Source organism: Streptomyces sp. MCA2 (assembly GCF_023544705.1).
Classification (GTDB): domain Bacteria; phylum Actinomycetota; class Actinomycetes; order Streptomycetales; family Streptomycetaceae; genus Streptomyces; species Streptomyces decoyicus.
On the sequence record NZ_JAMJFM010000090.1, the window covers coordinates 1 to 18,495 of the forward strand.

17 protein-coding genes are annotated in these 18,495 nt (G+C 72.0%); 12 read left to right on the forward strand and 5 right to left on the reverse strand.

The window, feature by feature from the left end:
* Positions 1–17: 17 nt before the first annotated feature.
* Positions 18–1,133 carry an esterase family protein gene (locus M8I34_RS39990; RefSeq protein WP_250058000.1) on the reverse strand — a complete coding sequence of 372 codons (1,116 nt, stop codon included), beginning with the start codon at positions 1,131–1,133 and terminating at the stop codon, positions 18–20.
* A gap of 141 nt (positions 1,134–1,274) precedes the next feature.
* Here M8I34_RS39990 and M8I34_RS39995 point away from each other — a divergent pair, with 141 nt between their 5' ends.
* The 6 genes from M8I34_RS39995 to M8I34_RS40020 all read left to right on the forward strand — a co-directional run bounded on the left by M8I34_RS39995 (position 1,275) and on the right by M8I34_RS40020 (position 6,777).
* On the forward strand, positions 1,275–3,122 hold the full coding sequence (locus M8I34_RS39995) for a phosphatidylglycerol lysyltransferase domain-containing protein (RefSeq protein ID WP_250058001.1): 1,848 nt from the start codon (positions 1,275–1,277) through the stop codon (positions 3,120–3,122).
* Positions 3,123–3,247: 125 nt separating this feature from the next.
* Complete coding sequence (gene folP, locus M8I34_RS40000; RefSeq protein ID WP_250058002.1) at positions 3,248–4,186, forward strand: dihydropteroate synthase; 939 nt, start codon at positions 3,248–3,250, stop codon at positions 4,184–4,186.
* A 5-nt stretch (positions 4,187–4,191) separates the two neighbouring features.
* Positions 4,192–4,680 carry a nuclear transport factor 2 family protein gene (locus M8I34_RS40005; protein WP_250058003.1) on the forward strand — a complete coding sequence of 163 codons (489 nt, stop codon included), beginning with the start codon at positions 4,192–4,194 and terminating at the stop codon, positions 4,678–4,680.
* Between the two features lie 463 nt (positions 4,681–5,143).
* A complete protein-coding gene (gene folB, locus M8I34_RS40010; RefSeq protein ID WP_244419501.1) occupies positions 5,144–5,503 on the forward strand; it encodes a dihydroneopterin aldolase in 360 nt (119 codons plus the stop codon).
* Positions 5,500–6,147, forward strand: coding sequence for a 2-amino-4-hydroxy-6-hydroxymethyldihydropteridine diphosphokinase (gene folK, locus M8I34_RS40015; protein ID WP_284051351.1), 648 nt, complete (start codon positions 5,500–5,502; stop codon positions 6,145–6,147). The genes folB and folK overlap by 4 nt, the downstream gene beginning before the upstream one ends.
* Positions 6,148–6,279: 132 nt before the next feature.
* Positions 6,280–6,777: a DUF3180 domain-containing protein gene (locus tag M8I34_RS40020; protein WP_250058004.1), complete on the forward strand. Its 498-nt coding sequence runs from the start codon at positions 6,280–6,282 to the stop codon at positions 6,775–6,777.
* A 217-nt stretch (positions 6,778–6,994) separates the two neighbouring features.
* Here M8I34_RS40020 and M8I34_RS40025 read toward each other — a convergent pair whose 3' ends face one another.
* Positions 6,995–8,302, reverse strand: a complete 1,308-nt coding sequence (locus M8I34_RS40025) for an ABC transporter ATP-binding protein (RefSeq protein WP_250058005.1) — start codon at positions 8,300–8,302, stop codon at positions 6,995–6,997.
* 176 nt (positions 8,303–8,478) lie between these two features.
* On the opposite strand from M8I34_RS40025, the gene M8I34_RS40030 reads away from it, so the two are divergent.
* The 4 genes from M8I34_RS40030 (at position 8,479) to M8I34_RS40045 (ending at position 12,472) form a co-directional block, all read left to right on the forward strand.
* Entirely contained in the window at positions 8,479–9,213 is a 735-nt protein-coding gene (locus M8I34_RS40030; protein WP_250058006.1) for an ABC transporter permease, read from the forward strand.
* A 2-nt stretch (positions 9,214–9,215) separates the two neighbouring features.
* Positions 9,216–9,932 (forward strand): ABC transporter permease, encoded by a 717-nt coding sequence (locus M8I34_RS40035; protein WP_250058007.1) that lies wholly within the window; start codon positions 9,216–9,218, stop codon positions 9,930–9,932.
* 223 nt (positions 9,933–10,155) lie between these two features.
* Positions 10,156–11,124 carry an ABC transporter substrate-binding protein gene (locus M8I34_RS40040; RefSeq protein WP_250058008.1) on the forward strand — a complete coding sequence of 323 codons (969 nt, stop codon included), beginning with the start codon at positions 10,156–10,158 and terminating at the stop codon, positions 11,122–11,124.
* A 64-nt stretch (positions 11,125–11,188) separates the two neighbouring features.
* On the forward strand, positions 11,189–12,472 hold the full coding sequence (locus tag M8I34_RS40045) for a hypothetical protein (protein WP_250058009.1): 1,284 nt from the start codon (positions 11,189–11,191) through the stop codon (positions 12,470–12,472).
* A gap of 376 nt (positions 12,473–12,848) precedes the next feature.
* On the opposite strand, the gene M8I34_RS40050 is transcribed toward M8I34_RS40045, so the two are convergent.
* Positions 12,849–13,991 carry an NADH-quinone oxidoreductase subunit D gene (locus tag M8I34_RS40050; protein ID WP_250058010.1) on the reverse strand — a complete coding sequence of 381 codons (1,143 nt, stop codon included), beginning with the start codon at positions 13,989–13,991 and terminating at the stop codon, positions 12,849–12,851.
* Between the two features lie 44 nt (positions 13,992–14,035).
* A complete protein-coding gene (locus M8I34_RS40055) occupies positions 14,036–15,085 on the reverse strand; it encodes an SAM-dependent methyltransferase (RefSeq protein ID WP_250058011.1) in 1,050 nt (349 codons plus the stop codon).
* A 172-nt stretch (positions 15,086–15,257) separates the two neighbouring features.
* Between M8I34_RS40055 and M8I34_RS40060 the strand changes: the two genes are divergently transcribed.
* Positions 15,258–16,463, forward strand: coding sequence for a sensor histidine kinase (locus tag M8I34_RS40060; RefSeq protein ID WP_250058012.1), 1,206 nt, complete (start codon positions 15,258–15,260; stop codon positions 16,461–16,463).
* 112 nt (positions 16,464–16,575) lie between these two features.
* Entirely contained in the window at positions 16,576–17,259 is a 684-nt protein-coding gene (locus M8I34_RS40065) for a response regulator transcription factor (RefSeq protein ID WP_250058013.1), read from the forward strand.
* A gap of 147 nt (positions 17,260–17,406) precedes the next feature.
* Here M8I34_RS40065 and M8I34_RS40070 read toward each other — a convergent pair.
* Positions 17,407–18,495 (reverse strand): DUF5937 family protein (locus tag M8I34_RS40070; RefSeq protein WP_250058014.1); only part of this gene is annotated, 1,089 nt, incomplete at its 5' end.

The window sequence follows — 18,495 nt, forward strand, 5'->3', positions numbered from 1 at the left end:
GGACGGGCGCCGGCCCGTCAGGCCTTGAGGTGGTTGCCCATCCACTCCAGGGCGGCGGGGATCTCCCGGCGCCAGGTGTTGAAGTTGTGGCCGCCGCTGTCGAGGATGATCGACGAGATCCGGCTCGGCGACTTCGTCTGCTGGATGAACCGCAGCGTCTCGGGGTAATTCCCCTCGCCCTGCTTGCTGCTGGTGACCAGCAGGTTCACCTCGGGGGCGGGCAGGTGCCGCTGACGCCACAGCAGGTTGTTCTCGCGCTGGAGCTGCGGGTTGCCGCCGAAGAGGTCACCGGTGGTGGCGTCGCGGGGGGCCTTGTAGGCGCCGGAGAGGGCGACGGCGGTGGAGTACGCATCGGGGTGGCGCATGGCCATCTTCAGCGCGCAGTAGCCGCCGGTGGAGTCACCCATGACACCCCAGCTCTTGGCCTCGCGCCCTATTCGGTAGTGCCCGGCGATATCCGCGCGCAGGTCCTTGGTGAAGAAGGTCTCGGTCTGCGGGCCGTTCGGTATGTCCATGCACTCGGTGTCACGGGGCGGCGCGACCGTGGGGCGCATCATCACCAGGACGGTCGGCCGCATCTTGTGCTGCTTGAGCAGTTCGTGCTGGGTCTGCGGGAAATGCAGCTTTTTGTAGAGCGCCTCGGCGGTGCCGGGGTAGCCGGTGAGCACCAGGGCCGCCGGGAATTTCCTGTGCGCGTATTTCTTCTGGAAGTACTGCGGCGGCAGATAGACAAAGGCGGGGCTGGCGATCTGGGAGTGCTCGCCGCGGATCACCACCTTGTCGATCCGGCCGCCGGCCGCCGGGCGGGACCCGTTCTGGACGCTGACCCGCTGCGTGCCCAGCATCTGAAGCTTGGTGCCGTTCGGCCCGGTCTGGTAATTGGTGACCACGCCGGGCTCCTGCTCCTGGCCCAAGAGGTCGGCCCAGGAGGCGTAGAAGCCGAAAGAGTTGTTGGCGAACAGGCCGATCACGGCGAAGAGTGAAAGCTGGGTCGCCACCAGGAGTCCGATACGGCCGAGAACGGCGCGCCAGTTCGCCTTGGACAGGCGGGGCCAGAGCCAAACGGTGAGGACGAACAGTGCCACCGCGACAATGACGGCAAGAAGCAGCACTTTCTTGCTGGTGAGACCCATGTGGTGCTTTCTTCCGGGCGGCCGGGCCATCCGTACCGCTGGTGGAACCCTTAGCCCTGAAACGCCGTCATACAGGGCGCATAAAGTCCAGATGCTGCGACAAGGCTCGCACGTTCTCTCGACCGGGGCGACGGGAAAGTGATGTCTGACAGGCTAGATGGCGAAAAGTCGGAGAAGGTTGCGTGGCGAACGCCACGCTGGCTCCGCGGCCCGCGGCCCGAAGCGGTGCCGGGATTCGTCGGCACGGCCGGCGTGGTCGTCGGCCTGCTCAACCTGGCCGCCGGGGTGTTCCCGCGGTTCCGGCACAGCCGGGTGCACGCCCTGGCCGAGGTGCTGCCGGGCGCGGTGAGCCCGCTGGCCGCCGCCGCCTCCATCGTCGTGGGCATCCTGCTGCTCCTGTTGGCCCACGGGCTCAAGCGGCGCAAGCGCCGGGCGTGGGGCGCGGCCGTGGCGCTGCTCCCCGTGGGGATCGCCGCCCAGTTGGTCTACCGCCACTCCGTGTTCGGCGCGGTGCTCTCGCTGGCCCTCCTGGCGTTCCTGGTGTGGCACCGGAAGGAGTTCGCCGCCCTGCCCGACCCGCGCAGCCGCTGGAAGGCGGTGGCCAACCTCGTCGTCCTCGGCGGTGCGAGCTTCGGCATCGGCATGATCGTCGTCAGTTCCCACCCCCACAAGATCGTCGGCTCGCCCTCCGTCTGGGACCGCGCCCAGCACGTCCTGTGGGGCATGTTCGGCTTCGAGGGCCCAGTCGGCTACACCCACGATGTGGACTACACCGTCGGCTACTCCCTCGGTGCGCTCGGTCTGCTGACGGTCGCCACTACCGCGTATCTCGCCTTCCGCCCCGAGCACCCGGCGGCCCGGCTGACCGACGACGACGAGCAGCAGCTGCGTGAGCTGCTCGCCCGGCACGGCGCCCGGGACTCGCTGGGCTACTTCGCGCTGCGCCGCGACAAGGGCGCGGTCTTCTCCCCGACCGGCAAGGCCGCGGTCTGCTACCGGGTGATCTCCGGTGTGATGCTCGCCAGCGGCGACCCGATAGGCGATGTGGAGGCCTGGCCGGGCGCCATCGAGCGCTTCATGGCGGAGGCCAGGGCGCACTCCTGGACCCCGGCGGTCACCGGTTGCAGTGAGACCGGCGGCCAGGTGTGGACCCGGGAGACCGGTATGGACGCGCTGGAGCTCGGCGACGAGGCGATCGTGGACGTGGCCGACTTCACCCTGTCCGGCCGGGCGATGCGCAACGTACGGCAGATGGTCAAGCGCATCGAGCGCAACGGCTACGAGACCCGGGTGCGGCGGGTGCGCGACCTGGCGCCGGCCGAGCTGGCACAGTTCCAGAAGGCCGCGGACGCCTGGCGGGACACCGACACCGAGCGTGGCTTCTCCATGGCGCTGGGCCGGATCGACGCGGTGGCCGACGGCGACGCGGTGATCGCCACCGCGCATCTGCCGGTGGGCGAGGGCGAGGAGCCCGGCCCGTACGGGGACCTGAAGGCGATGCAGCACTTCGTGCCGTGGGGCGACAGCGGCATCTCCCTGGAGCTGATGCGGCGCGACCGCAGCGCCGACCCCGGCATGAACGAACTGCTGATCGTCGCCGCGCTCCAGGCCGCCCCGGACCTCGGGGTCAAGCAGATGTCGCTGAACTTCGCGGTCTTCCGCTCCTCTCTGGAGCGCGGCGAGAAGCTCGGCGCGGGGCCGGTCATCCGGGTCTGGCGCGGGATGCTGATCTTCCTGTCCCGCTGGTACCAGATCGAGTCGCTGTACAAGTTCAACGACAAGTTCCGGCCCCGCTGGGAGCCCCGTTTCGTGGTCTTCCGCAACAGCCGTGACATCCCCCGTATCGGCCTGGCGGCGCTTCAGGCCGAGGGTTATCTGGAGCTGAGCCTGCCGCGCGTCCTGCGGCGCCGGAAGCCCGCCGAGCCGCGGCCGTGCGTGCACACGCCCGAGCCGGTCGGGGCGGCGGGCGCCGTCGGTCGGGCGGCCTGACCGGCGCCGGGGCCGGGCCTTCGGACGCGGGCGTTCCGCAGTGTCAGGGAACGCGCCGGCGCCCGGCCGGTCCCGCAGCCGACGGCCGCAATCCGGCCGGTCGGCACACGGCCTAGGCTGGTGCCATGAGTACCTTGCGGGGCCAGGTGGCCGGACTGCCGGACTGGGAACGCTGCGCGGTGATGGGTGTCGTCAATGTGACGCCCGATTCGTTCTCCGACGGCGGTGACTGGTTCGACACCGAACTCGCCGTCAAACACGGTCTCGACCTGGTGGCGCAGGGCGCCGACATGGTGGACGTGGGCGGCGAGTCGACCCGGCCGGGCGCGGCGCGGGTGGACGAGGCGGAGGAGCTGCGCCGGGTCGTCCCCGTCGTACGCGAGCTCGCCGCGGCCGGTGTCGTGGTCTCCGTCGACACCATGCGCGCAACCGTCGCCGAGCAGGCCGTGGAGGCCGGGGCGCGCCTGGTCAACGACGTCAGCGGGGGCGCCGCCGACCCGTCGATGGTGCCCGTGGTGGCCGCGCACCACGTCCCGTTCGTGGTGATGCACTGGCGTGGCCAGTCCATCGACATGAACAACCGGGCCGTCTACGGGGACGTGGTCGCCGAGGTCGTCGACGAGCTCGGGCGGAGCCTGGAGCGCGCGGTGGCCGGCGGCATCGACCCGGACCGGATCGTCATCGACCCCGGCCTGGGCTTCGCCAAGAACGCCGGGCACGATCTCGCGCTGGTCGCCCGGCTGGCGCAGCTGCGGGCGCTGGGCCGTCCGTTGCTGGTGGCCGCTTCGAGGAAACGGTTCCTGGGCAGGGTGCTGGCGGGCGACGAGGGAGCCGCCCCACCGCCGGCCCGGGAGCGGGACGCCGCGACGGCGGCGGTGTCGGCGATCGTGGCGCGAGAGGGGGCCTGGGCGGTGCGGGTGCACGAGGTCAGGGCGAGCGCGGATGCGGTACGGGTGGCCCGTGCCGTGGAGGACGCGGCAGCGGCCGGCAGTGACGGTACGGCCGGTGCGGCCGGTGCCGGTGAGACCGGCGACACGACGGCGAAGACGACGGGAACGGTGTGAGCGGCTTGGGCCCACAGACGGACATCGAGCTGGTCGAGCAGGCGAACACCACCCTGTACGAGACCATCGAGCGCGGCGATCACGAGGCGCTGTCCGAGCTGTGGCTGGACGGTCAGGTGAGTGTGGTCCACCCCGGGTGGCCGGTGCTGCGGGGGCGCGGCGAGGTGCTCCGCTCGTACGCCCTGATCATGGCGAACACCGAGTACATCCAGTTCTTTCTCACGGACGTCGAGATCGACGTCATCGGTGACACGGCGCTGGTGACCTGCACCGAGAACATCCTCAGCGGCGGGCCCGCCGAGGACGACGGCTCGGTGGGGCCGCTGATCGGCCAGCTGGTCGTGGCGACCAATGTCTTCCGGCGGACGGACGACGGCTGGCGGGTGTGGTCGCATCACGGGTCGCCGGTGCTGGCGGACCGCGACGACGAGGACGACGAAGCCGACGAAGCCGGGGGAGCCGGCGAGGGCGACGGCGGTGAGGACGTGCTCTGAGCCCTTGCCGGGGGCGGCGCGCCGGGTCTCCCGCGGGGTGGCGCGCCGGGTCTCCCGGGGGCGGCGCGCCCGGTGGGTGTGATCCGGGGGCGGGCGGGGTGTGAGCCTTGCCATGGCCGCCCGCCCTTGCGTACCGGGCGACGGCCTGCCGTCGTCAGCGGCGGGGGTCAGCCATCTGGGCCAGTGCGCACCCGTTCGAGCCAAGTGCGGCACGGGTAGGGGTGGGTCGTGAGCAGGGGGGTAAGAGGCCGCGCGGACGATCTCCCGGTTTGCCGGATGCTGCCCGAATGGGGCGCATTTAGCAGCAGGACGGGGTCTTGTCCATAGCCCCCGTAGGCGAGGACTGTCGTTCCTCGAAGGTAGATTCGACGGCGGGGCAGTGTTGCCGGATCGCTCCGGCGGCTGCCCGGAATCCGACGAACAGTGGCGCCAGAGGTGCCGTGGACCAGTGGGAGTGATTCGCGTGGATCGTGTCGCGCTGCGTGGGCTGAAGGCCCGAGGCCACCACGGGGTGTTTCCCCGGGAGCGCGAGGAAGGCCAGACCTTCATCGTCGACCTGGTGCTCGGCCTGGACACCCGCCCGGCAGCGGCCTCCGACGATCTCGCGAAGACCGTGCACTATGGCGTTGTGGCCGAGGAGGTGGTGGCCGTCGTGCAGGGCGAGCCCGTCGACCTCATCGAGACCCTGGCGGAGCGCATCGCCGGCCAGTGCCTCAAGCACGAGGGCGTGCAGCAGGTGGAGGTGGTGGTGCACAAGCCCGATGCGCCCATCACCGTCCCCTTCGACGACGTGACCATCACCATCACTCGGAGCCGAGTATGAATTCCGCCCGTCAGCCGACGACCACCACTGATGGAGCCGCCGTGCGGCGCCCCCAGCCCGGTGACCCGACCGTACAGCCGGTGCCCGCCTCCGTCGTGGAGCAGGTGGACGCCGCGGATGTGACGCTCTCCAACCCCAAACGCGCCGTGATCTCGCTCGGCAGCAATCTCGGCAACCGCCTGGAGACGCTCCAGGGCGCCGTCGACGCCCTGGAGGACACCCCTGGCCTGCGGGTCAAGGCGGTCTCCCCGGTCTATGAGACCGAGCCGTGGGGCGTGGCCCCCGGCTCCCAGCCGGCGTACTTCAACGCCGTGGTGCTGATCAAGACGACGCTGCCGCCGGCCTCCCTGCTGGAGCGGGGGCAGGCGATCGAGGAGGCGTTCGAGCGGGTCCGCGACGAGCGATGGGGTCCGCGCACGATCGATGTCGACATCGTGGCGTACCAGGACGTGATCTCCGACGACCCGCGGCTGACGCTGCCCCACCCGAGGGCCCACGAGCGGGCGTTCGTGCTGGTGCCGTGGCACGACATCGAGCCGGAGGCAGAGGTTCCGGGGCAGGGCGCGGTGGCCGCGCTGCTGTCGGCGGTCGGCCGTGACGGTGTGGTGCCGCGCTCGGACCTGGAACTGCGGCTGCCGGAGTAGCCGTTAGGGTTGCGGGTCGGTTCCCCGCGGGATGCATCCGTACGGGACGGACAAGGCGGATAAAGCGGCCATTGCGGCAAGGATGGTCGGCACGGCAGGGATGGTCATGACGGCGCGAGGGGCGATCGCTCGGTGAAGCAGCTACACATCAAGGTGCTGGTCGGGCTGTTTCTGGCCGCCGGGGTGCTGGCCTGGGGAGGCGCCCGGCTGTGGGACTCCCTCGGCACCCTCCCCAGCGTGCCGGTGGCCGCACCGATCGTGCTGGCGCTGATCGCCGCGGTCCTCGCCGCCACCGCGCTCTCGCTCCGGGCGCGGCTGCGGGCGCAGCGCGAGCGCCGGCCGGGCGCCAAGGGCGTCGATCCGCTGGTGGCCGCCCGCGCGGTGGTCTTCGGGCAGGCGAGCGCGCTGGTGGCCGCGCTGGTCTCCGGGCTGTACGGCGGTGTCGGCGTCTTTCTGCTGACCACCGGCCTCGATGTCGTACCGCGCCGGGACCAGGCGATCTACGCCGGTCTGTCGGTGGTCGCCGGGGCGGCGGTGGTCGCCGCGGCGATCTTCCTGGAGCGGGTGTGCAAACTGCCGGAGGACGACGGCAACGGCAATGGCAACGGCGGGGTCGACGCCAGGGCGTGAGGCCTGGCGGGGCTGACGGAGGGGCCGGAGCGGGCCGGGCGGATTGTGGCGCGGTAGTGGGGCGCGGGAGTGGGGCGCGCCGGGCAGGTCGTGGTGCCGTAGTGCCGTAGTGGGGTGCGCCGTGTCGCGGTGGCCCGTCTGCCGGTCAGGCGTCGGCGCCCGGTCGTGCGTCGGCGTCCGGTCAGGTGTCGGCGCCCGGTCGTGCGTCGGCGTCCGGTCAGGCGTCGGCGCGTGGGGCTGTGGCGTCGGCTTTGATGCCTGGGGCTGTACGGCCGGGGCTCGGGCTCCTGTCTCCGAGGCCGGGTACCGCATCGCCGGGGCCGGGGACCGTATCGAGTGAGATCTCGCCGCGCGGGACGTTCGCGGCGTCCGCCGTGGTGGAGCGGCGCAGCGCGCTGTGCAGCCGGGCGGGGGTGAGGACGCCCAGGTAGTGCTCGCCGTCCTGGACCGCGACCCAGCCGGCGTCGTGCTGGAGCATCGTGCTGAGTGCCTGCTTGAGCGGGGCGCCGAGCGGCAGCCGGGCGTCCATCCGGCGGGCGTGCGCGCGGACGGTGGAGTCCTCGGGGGCGCGCTTCGCGCCGACCGGTCCGGGGCCTTGCCCCGAGGCCTCCGCGGCGCCCGTGAGCGCCGCGGCCGGGACCCAGCCGTGCAGCGACCCGTCGGCCTCCAGGACGACCGCCCAGGAGGCGCCGTCGGCGGCGAGCCTGTCCGCGGCACCGGCCGCGGGGTCGTCGAGGCGGACGACCGGGGGCTGTTCGAGGTCGCCGGGCTCGACGGGGGTGACGGAGAGCCGCTTCAGGCCCCGGTCCGCGCCGACGAATTCGGCGGTGTACGGGGTCGCGGGGGCGCCCAGCACGGTCGCGGGGGTGTCGAACTGCTCGATGCGCCCCGCCCCGTAGACGGCGATGCGGTCGCCGAGCCGGACCGCCTCCTCGATGTCGTGGGTGACGAAGAGGACCGTCTTGCGGAGCGTGGACTGAAGCCGCAGGAACTCGTTCTGGAGGTGCTCGCGCACCACCGGGTCGACCGCGCCGAACGGCTCGTCCATCAGCAGCACGGGCGGGTCGGCGGCGAGCGCGCGGGCCACCCCGACGCGCTGGCGCTGGCCGCCGGAGAGCTGGTCGGGGTAGCGGTCGCCGTACGTCGACGGGTCCAGGCCGACCAGGTCGAGGAGTTCGGCGGCGCGCGCCCTGGCCTTCGTCCGCGGCCGGCCGAGCAGATGCGGGACGGTGGCGGTGTTGTCCAGGACGGTCTTGTGGGGGAACAGCCCCACCTGCTGGATGACGTAGCCGATACGGCGCCGCAGCTGGACGGGGTCGAGGGCGGATATGTCCTCGCCGTCGAGGAGGATGCGGCCGCTGGTGGGCTCGATGAGCCGGTTGACCATCTTCATCGTCGTGGTCTTGCCGCAGCCCGACGGTCCGACGAGCGTGACGAGTTCACCCTCGGCGACCTCGAAGCTGAGGTCGTCCACGGCGGTGGTGCCGTCCGGATAACTCTTGGTGACGTGCTCGAAGCGGATCATTCTTCCCCCAGATGTGGACGGGCCCATTGTGGACGGGCGGTCGTGAACGCGGTGTTGCACGTGGATGGCGATGTGGCCCGTGAGCTGCCGGACCGGTCCGATTGTCAGTGGCGGGGTTTAGGGTCGCAGACGGTTATCGGAAGGGTGAGCGAATAGGGCGGGGGAGGTGACGGGCCATGAGTGGCGGCGTTGGCGGGGCGAGCTGTCTGGAGACGAACGACTGGATCTGCGGTGAGTATCTGCGCACCCGCAGCCAGGAGTTGGTGGACGCGACGGTCCAGCACATCGGCATCACGGCCGTGTCCGTGGCGATCGGCCTGCTGATCGCCTTTCCGCTGGCGCTGGTGGCCCGGCGGTGGCGGGGCGCGGCAGGCCCGGTCCTCGGGCTGACGACGGTGCTCTACACGGTCCCGTCGCTGGCGATGTTCGCCCTGCTGACACCGGTCTTCGGGGTCTCGGCGTCCGTGGTCGTGACGGGCCTGGTGCTGTATTCGCTGACGATCCTGGTGCGCAACATCCTCGCCGGTCTGGCGGCGGTGCCCGCCGAGGTGCGGGAGGCCGCCCGGGGGATGGGGTATGGCCCGGCGCGGCTGCTGTACGAGGTGGAACTCCCGCTCGCGCTGCCCGCGCTGGTGGCCGGACTGCGCATCGCCACGGTCTCGACGGTGGCGATGACGACCATCGGCTCCGTCGTCGGCTACGGCGGCCTGGGGAATCTCATAGCCAGCGGCATGGAGGGCTTCTTCAAGGCGGAGGTGCTGACGGCCTCGGTGCTGTGCGTGCTGCTGGCGCTGCTCGCCGATCTGCTGCTCATGGGCCTCCAGCGGCTGCTGACGCCCTGGACGAGGGCGCAGGCGCGGTCGAAGGCCCGGGCGCGGCGCGGGGCCCGTATGGCGAAGGCGGTGGGCTGAGGATGGGGGCGATCGCCGGTTCCTGGCAGTGGCTGACGACGGCCGCCAACTGGGCCGGGGAGAAGGGGGTGTGGCACCGCCTGGCCGAGCACCTCTGGCTCAGCGCGCTGTGCCTGGCCCTCTCCTGTCTGATAGCCCTGCCGGTGGCGCTCTGGCTGGGGCACCTCGGCAAGGGCGGGGCGCTGGCGGTGAACCTCTCCAACATGGGGCGTGCGGTGCCGACGTTCGCGGTGCTGGTGCTGCTGACGCTCAGCCCGCTGGGGCGGCACGGCGACTGGCCGACGGTCATCGCGCTGGTGCTGTTCGCGGTGCCGCCGCTGCTGACCAACGCCTATCTGGGGATGCGGGAGGCGGACCGCGATGTGGTCGAGGCCGCGCGCGGGATGGGCATGTCGGGGCCGCAACTCCTGCTGCGGGTCGAGATACCGCTCGCCTATCCGCTGATCATGACGGGTCTGCGCTCGGCCACGGTGCAGGTGGTGGCGACCGCGACGCTGGCCGCACTGGCCGGCGGCGGGGGCCTGGGCCGGATCATCACCGCGGGCTTCGGCAACTACGACACGGCCCAAGTGGTGGCGGGCGCGCTGCTGGTGGCCGCGCTCGCCCTGACCGTGGAGGGCGTCCTGGTCCTGGCGGAGCGGTTCCTCGACCCGATGCGGGGGCGGCGGCGCGCGGCGCGGACGGGCCGAGCTCACTCGGCCCGGCCTGCATCGTCGTGACCGGTCGCCCTGGCCGGTCGCCCTGGCAGGTCACGACGACCGATTGCCCTGACCGGTCGCCCTGGCCGATCAGCCCGACCGGCCCCGATCCGGTCCGGTCCGATCCGATCCCCGACCCGCCTCGGCCCGACCCGCCCCGGGCGACCGACTCGACCTGACCTGACCTGAGCTGAACCGACCTGAACGACCTGACCTGATCCGAACGGACTGAATGGTGGCATCCATGAGCAGCAAGTCGCGTGTGGCGCGCACCGCGGTGGTCGCGGGCACCGTCATCACCCTGGCGGCCGGGCTGGCCGCGTGCGGTGGCAAGAGCCTGGAGGAGAAGGGCGGCGGCAACGGCAAGGGCGGCGGCAAGGGCGAGATCGTGATCGGCTCGGCCGGTTTCACCGAGTCGAAGGTGCTCGCCGAGATCTATTCCAGAGTCCTGGCCGATGCCGGTTACCGCACGCGGGTACAGACCCTGGCCAATCGCGAGCTGTATGAACCGGCCCTGGAGAAGGGCCAGATCGATGTCGTTCCGGAATACGCCTCCACCCTCGCCGAATTCCTCAACGCGAAGAAGAACGGCACCAAGGTGAAGCCCGTCGCCTCCAGTGACATCGACAAGACGGTGACGGCCCTGAAGAAGCTCGCCGCGCCGCGTGGACTCAAGGTGCTGGCGGCGGGCGGTGCGACGGACCAGAACGCCTTCGCGGTGAGCAAGGAATTCGCCGCCGAGCACAGCCTGAAGACCCTCTCCGACCTCGGCGCATCGAAGCAGAAGATCAAACTCGCTTCGGGCGAGGAGTGCGAGACCCGGGTGTTCTGCAAGCCGGGCCTGGAGAAGACGTACGGCATCGACATCACGGCTCTGGACCCCAAGGGCGTCGGGACCCCGCAGGCCAAGCAGGCGGTCAAGGACGGCACCGACCAACTGGTGCTCACCACCACCACGGACGCCACGCTCGACACCTTCGGGCTGGTGCTCCTCAAGGACGACAAGAAGCTCCAGAACGCCGACAATGTGCTGCCGGTGGTGAATGCCGAGAGCGCCGGTGACAAGGAGATCGAGGCCGCCCTCGGGAAGCTCACACGGACGCTCACGACCGAGGACCTCATCAACGTGAACCGCAAGGTCGATGCCGAGCGGCTCAAGCCCGCAGATGTCGCGCAGGCATATGTGGAGTCCAAGGGCCTGGTCAAGAAGTAACCAGCGGGAAACGGATTGGTGTGCGGGGCCCCATAGGTCCCGCACGCACGGTAAGTTTCTGGCCATGCCACGAGGACGCCACCGCCATTCACCACCCCTCCACCGGCTGCTTCCTCCCGTGACGGTCGCCGGTGCGTCAATAGCCTGCGCCGCGGGCGCGTGGTTTGCCGGCGACGATCTGGTGCAACGGGTGCTCGCCGCGGGCGCGGCCGCCGCCGCCCTCACCGGCGCCGTCCTTCTGCGGACCTGGGACCGTGCGGCCGGCCGGCGGGTCGCCGAACTCGACCGTGCCCGGGTGCGCGACGAGTGGCGCACCGAGGAGCGGATAGCCGAGCTCGAGACGGACGTGGAGGAATCCCGCGAGCTCCGCGCCGCCCTGGACGCCAAACTCCGCTCCAAGCGCGCCGAATTGGCCCGGCTGCGCAGCGAACACGCCGCGCTGCTGCGCCGTTACGCCACCGCCGAGACCGAGCGGGCCAGCGCCCTGGAGGGCCGCCGGCTGCTCGCCATCGAGGCCGCCGCGCCGCCCAAGGCGCTGCCGGTCGGCGCCGGCCTGACCCGGGCTCTCCACCTCTCCCCGAAGCTCTCGTCTCCTCCCCCGAGCTCACGGCTCCTTCCTCACGGGCAGGAGGTCTCCCCGAGCGCAGGGGAGACCTCCGCTCCGGCCCCCGCGGCCTACGCCCAGGCCGACCGGGCCCTGCGCCAACTGGCCCGCAACGCCGCCCGGCAGCGCACCGCCCAGAAGGCCGCCCGCACGCCGCGGGACGACTCCCGCGCCGAAGGGGCCGCCCGGTCCGGACCGCCCGCCCGCCGCGAGGCCCGTGGCGGCCAGGACGGTGAGAACGGCCGGGGGAACCCGTCGGCGGCCGCCGCACAGCGCACGGGCGACGCACATGCCCGTACGGCCGCCGCCGCCGGACCCGCGCTCCGCCCGGTCCCGGCAACCGCCGCTGCCTTCGCACCGTCCCGCCCCGCCGCGTCCCGCGCGCAGGGCGGCTTCGACTTCTTCGGCAATGCGACCGCCGCCGGCCCCCGGGAGCTGACCGCGCCGCTGGAGGACGATCTGGCGGACGTCGTCGGCGACGAGGCCCTCGCCGAACAGTCGGCCCGCACGGCCCGTACGGCCCTCGGGGACGCCCGTCCGCAGCCGTCCACGGAGCACACCGCGGCCGACGGTGAGCCGGGCGACGGTGAGCCGGGCGACGGCGCGCGGGCGGGTGACGACCGGCCGGGCGGTGAGCAGACCGATGGTGAGACGACCGCCGGCACCGGCGAGGTCATCGACCTGACCGCGCACGACGAGACCGATCAGTTCGACCTCGGCGCCCTGCGCAGCGCCATCTCCTGACCCTGGTCCGACAGCCGCCTGGCCCCGGAGCGTTCCTCAGCTCCGGGGCCAGGCGGCTTTTGGCGGAACGGTCTCCGGCTGAACGCTTCCGGGCCGAACGTTTTCGGGCTGAACGCTTCCGGGCTGAACGTTTCGGGCCGGGCGGGGTGAGCACGCAGGAGCCTCCACCGGCCGGGGTCAGGAGCCCCTGCCCGTCCACAGGGTGTGGATGACCTGCGCGGGAGAGAGCCGGAGGGGGAAGGGGAAAGGGCGAGCGAGGCTGCCGCGCCCCGGCCCCGGCGGCCCCGGCGGCACTGCGGGGCGAACGGAACGCCGCCCGCCCCTCCTGCTTGCCGATCCCTGCTCGGCGATTCCCGCTTGCCGATTCCTGCCGGTCCTACTTGTCGATGTCCCCGACGACGAAGAAGAACGAGCCGAGAATGGCGACCATGTCGGCGACCAGCGTGCCCGGCAGCAGCTCCACCAGCGCCTGGATGTTGTTGAACGACGCCGAGCGCAGCTTGAGGCGGTAGGGGGTCTTGTCGCCCTTGGAGACGAGGTAGTAGCCGTTGATGCCGAGGGGGTTCTCGGTCCAGGCGTACGTCGCGCCCTCGGGCGCCTTCAGCACCTTGGGCAGCCGCTGGTTGACCGGCCCCGGCGGCAGCTCCGCGATCCGGTCCAGACAGGCATCGGCGAGTTCGAGCGCATTGTGGCTCTGCTCCAGCAGGCACTCGAAGCGGGCCAGGCAGTCGCCCTCCTCGCGGGTGACGACCTTGAGCGTCGACTGGAGCTCCCCGTACGCCAGATACGGCTCGTCGCGCCGCAGATCGAAGTCGACACCGGAGGCCCGGGCGATCGGCCCGGAGACCCCGAACGCATGCACCGTCTCCGGCGCGAGCACCCCGACCCCCCGCGTACGGCCGCGGAAGATCTCATTGCCCAGGACCAGGTTGTCGAAGACATCCATCCGGGAGCGCACCTCGGCGACGGCGTGCCGGGCCCGGCCGAGCCAGCCCGCCGGCAGATCCTCCTTGAGGCCGCCGACGCGGTTGAACATGTAATGCATCCGGCCGCCGGAGATCTCCTCCATGACGGACTGGAGTTCCTCCCGCTCCCGGAAGGCGTGGAAGACGGGGGTGATACCGCCGAGCTCCAGCGGATACGAGCCGAGGAACATCAGATGGTTCAGCACCCGGTTCAGCTCGGCGAGCAGCGTCCGCAGCCACACGGCGCGCTCGGGCACCTCCATGCCCAGCATCCGCTCGACGGCCAGCACCACGCCCAGCTCGTTGGAGAACGCCGACAGCCAGTCGTGCCGGTTGGCGAGCATGATGATCTGGCGGTAGTCGCGCGCCTCGAAGAGCTTCTCGGCGCCGCGGTGCATATAGCCGATCACCGGCTCGGCATGCTGGATGCGCTCGCCGTCCAGGACGAGGCGCAGCCGCAGCACGCCGTGCGTGGAGGGATGCTGCGGACCGATGTTCAGCACCATGTCGGTGCTCTCCGCCGCGCCGCCGATGCCGACCGTCGTCTCCGTCATGGGAACAGTCTTGCAGCACGCCGTCCCGGGAGCCGCCCTGGCCCTCAGGCGCCCCCTGCCGCGAGCAGCCCCGCACACGCCCCGCCCACCGGCTCCAGGAGCCAGCCGAACCCGCCCAGGCCCGCCGGATCGGTCAGCTCCGCCGCCGACCCGGCCGAGCTGAGCGCCCGCACGTACCCGGACGGATCGGTGGCGGCCAGGGCGAGCGGCGGGCGCCGGCCGTCCACCCCCAGGGCATGCAGCGCCTCGCGCTGGGTCAGCCGCTCCGCCGACGGCCCGGCACAGGCGTCCAGCGCCACATGCGCCGTGATGTCACAGCTGCCGTCCGGGACAGGAGACACCTCGCGGCCGTCGCGGAAGCCGGTGAGCGTGCCGAAGGGCGGGCGGTCGCCCCGTTCGTGCGCATAGTCGGCGGCGACGGCGAGCCCGGCGCGCAGCGTACGGACGGCCCGCGCCCAGGCCTCGTCCCGGGGACGGCCGATCTCGGCGCGCAGCCCCGGGGGCAGGGCGCCAGGGGCGGTGCCACCGGTGATGTCAGGGGCCGGCGGGAGAGCCCACCACCGGCGGAGCCACTCCGCGTCCGCGCCGTCCACCGGCCCGCCCAGCCGCTCCGTGCCGTCGGCACGTACGAGCACCCGGCACGGCACCCCGTCCGCATCCGTCTCGACGACATCCACCGGCACGTTGTCGAGCCATTCGTTCGCGAACAGCAGGCCGGTCACCGAGCCCGGCGCGGGCAGCTCGCCCCGCCAGTCGATCCGCGGATCGAGGTCCCGGGGGCGCGCGGCGCGCTCGACCGCGCACGGACGCAGCCGCCCGGCCACCTCACCGGGCAGCACGGCCAGCACACCGGTCAGCAGCTCCCCGCGCCCCGCGCCCACATCGACCAGCGCCAGCTCGTCCGGATGACCGAGAGCGGTGTCGACGCGGCGCAGAAGGGCGGCGACGGCGCCGGCGTAAAGGCCGGAGACATGCACGGAGGTACGGAAGTGACCGGCCGGGCCGGGGCCGCCGGGGCGGGTGTAGAAGCCGTCGTCCGGACCGTACAGCGCCCGCTCCGTGGCCTCACGCCACCCGCACCACTCGTTCGTCACCTGCCCCACGGTACGGGCGGGCTCCGCCCCGGCGGACGGGGTGGTGCGCCGGCCGTCCCGAGGACCGACACATTTGGCGCATGGAGTCTCCACCTTGGGGAGTAGACCCGGCGCACAGGATCGCTCCTCCGGTCGACTCGTACACGTATCCGCGGTGCCTACGCTGGGTTACGTGCAGCGCCTCTATGACTTCCTCCGCAGGCACCCGACGGGAGTGGACACCTTCTGGGCCCTCCCCCTGCTCGGGTTGAGTGGCCTGTGGGTCGTATTCGACCTCCACGGCAGCGAGCGGGCCCTCTCCGCGATCTTCGCAATCGGCCTGTGCCTCGTCGTCGCGCTGCGCCGCAAGGCCCCCGTGAAGATGCTGCTGCTGACGGCGGCCATCGGCGTCGGGCAACTGCTCGCCGGCATCGAGACCATGCCCGCCGACTTCGCGATGTTCGTGATCGCCTACACCGTCGCGTCCTCACCCACCGTCCCCCGCTGGGCCTCCCGCTGTGCCCTCGCCGGCGCCCTCGGCGGCCCCGCCCTCTCCGCCGTGCGCTTCAGAAGCGCGTTCAACCAGCGGTCGGTCGGGGAGAGCATCTTCTTCGCCGTGCTGCTCACCGTGCCCTTCGTACTGGCCTGGGTCCTCGGCGACTCCATGCGCACCCGCCGCGCCTACTGGGCGCAGCTGGAGGAGAAGGCCGCCCGGCTGGAGAAGGAGCGCGAGGCACAGTCCCGGATCGCGGTCGCCGCCGAGCGCGCCCGTATCGCCCGCGAACTGCACGATGTCGTCGCCCACAACGTCTCGGTGATGGTCGTCCAGGCCGACGGTGCCGCATACGTCCTCGACGCCGCCCCCGAGCAGACCCGGCAGGCCCTGGAGACGATCTCCGGCACAGGACGCCAGGCGCTGGCCGAAATGCGCCGGCTGCTGGGCGTACTGCGCACCGGCGAACAGCCCGAGAGCGGCGAATACGTCCCCCAGCCGGGCGTCGAGCAGCTCAGCGACCTCATGGAGCAGGTACGCGGCGCGGGACTGCACGTCGACTTCCAGGTGGAGGGCGAGCCGAGGGAACTGCCCAGCAGCGTCGAACTCACCGCCTACCGCATCGTCCAGGAAGCACTCACCAACACCCGCAAACACGGCGGCCCCGACGTCGCCGCGACCGTCCGCCTCGCCTACAAGGAAGACGACCTCGACCTGCTCGTCGAGGACGACGGACGGGGCGCGCAGCGCGAGCTCTACGAGGACGGCGGGGCGGACGGCCTCGGCCACGGCCTCATCGGGATGCGCGAAAGAGTCGGCATGGTGGGTGGCACCCTGGCTGCGGGGCCGCGGCCGGGGGGCGGCTTCCGGGTCAGCGCCGTCCTGCCGCTCAAACCGGAGCGGTGACGACGCCCGCCGGCCCGCTGACGATCACCGCCGCATCCGCGGCCCGCCGCACTTCACCCCGTACGACCCCGTACGCTCAGCCCCCACTCCTGCACGAAGGGACCCCCTGCACATGACCATCCGTGTGATGCTCGTCGACGACCAGGTGCTGCTGCGCACCGGTTTCCGGATGGTGCTGGCCGCACAGCCCGACATGGAGGTCGTCGCGGAGGCGGGCAACGGCGTGGAGGCGCTGGAGGTGCTGCGCGCCACCCAGGTCGACGTGGTCCTCATGGACGTACGGATGCCGCATCTGGACGGGGTGGAGGCCACCCGCCGGATCTGCGAGGGCGGGCAGAAGAAGGACGCCCCGAAGGTCCTCATCCTGACCACCTTCGACCTGGACGAATACGCCTTCTCCGCGCTGAAGGCCGGGGCCAGCGGATTCATGCTCAAGGACGTGCCGCCCGGCGAACTGCTCGCCGCGATCCGGGCGGTGGAGAGCGGCGACGCGGTCGTCGCCCCGTCCACCACCCGCCGGCTCCTCGACCGCTTCACGCCCATGCTGCCCGCCACCTCCGCCGAGCCGTCCCGGCCCGAGCTGGAACGGCTGACGGACCGCGAGCGGGAGGTGCTGCTGCTGGTCGCCCAGGGTCTGTCGAACGGTGAGATCGCGGCACGGCTGGTGCTCTCGGAAGCCACCGTCAAAACCCATGTCGGCCGCATCCTCACCAAGTTGAGCCTCCGGGACCGGGTCCAGGCGGTGGTGCTCGCGTATGAGACGGGGCTGGTGCGGGCGGGGGGAGCGGGGGCGTAGGGGGCGAGGGGCCCTGGGCTGGTTGCTGGTTGCAGGTTGCTGGGGGGCGGGCGGCTGTCGGGGGCGGCTGCGGGGCGGTGGCTGCTGACGGCCGGTGGTGGCTGACGGCCGGTGGTGGCTGACGGGCCCGTCGGGCCGGTCACGCCGTCAACGCAGTACGCCCTCAAGGAAGTCGCTGCCCAGCCGGGCCACCACCTGGAGGTCCAGCTGGTGCAGCACATAACGCCCACGACGCCGCGTCTGGATCAGCCCGGCCTTCTTCAGCGTCGCGACATGCCGGGACACCTCCGGCGGGGTGATGCCGAACGCGTTCGCCAGCTCCCCCGTCGTATGCGGCCCCCGCGACAGCGTGCGGCACAACTGCATCCGCATCGGATGGCCCAGCGCCTCCAACCGCTGCTGGACGAGTTCCAGCGTGGCCGGCGCCGGCAACTCCGGGCCGGCGACCGGGTACTGGAGCACGGGGCGCCAGCCCGGGGAGTGGCTGAACAGCACATGAGGCCAGCCGAACGACGTCGGAAGGAACGTGACGCCCGGATCCGCGGCGTTCGCGAACGCCGTCGCACGTCCCCGGGCGAGCTTGTCGACCAGGATGCGGGTACCGCCGCTGCCGTCCTGGACGTCCTCCAGGGACAGCGCCTTCGACGTCGCGGACAGCGTCTCGGCCAGGCCCTTGCGGCGCAGCAACTCGGTCTTGTGCCGGGCATCGGCGGCCAGCTGGATGCCCACCCGCCGCCAGATGTCCCCGAAGAACGCCTCCTCGCAGTCCTCGAACAGGCGGCGCAGCCACACCCGCAGACCGTCGGGGTCGGTGAGCATCCGGTCGGTGAAGGCCGCCTGCCGCGGGCCGCGCGCGGCGGCCATCTCCCGTACCCGCGCCCGCTCGTCCGCGTCGACAAGGGGCGACGGGGTGGGGCGGGTGTAGCGCGCCGAGCAGGTGATCTCGAACGCGGCGGCCACGAACCGCTCATCGTCGATCTTGTCCAGCTCGTCCAGATCCTCGGCCAGCGTCGCCCCGGGGCGGGCCGGCAGCAGGATGTCGGAGCGGGAGGACCGCCACAGGAAATCCGCCTCGCACAGCCGGTCGGCGAGGTCGGGCTTCAGCGCCGCGTTGGTGGCGGTGACCCAGCCGTGCAGCCCGGGGTGGTGCCCCGGCTCGGACAGCGCATGGAGGGCGGCGCCCAGCTCGGCCAACGGGGAAGGCGAGAAGACGATGCGCTCCGGCGGCAGCCCGGT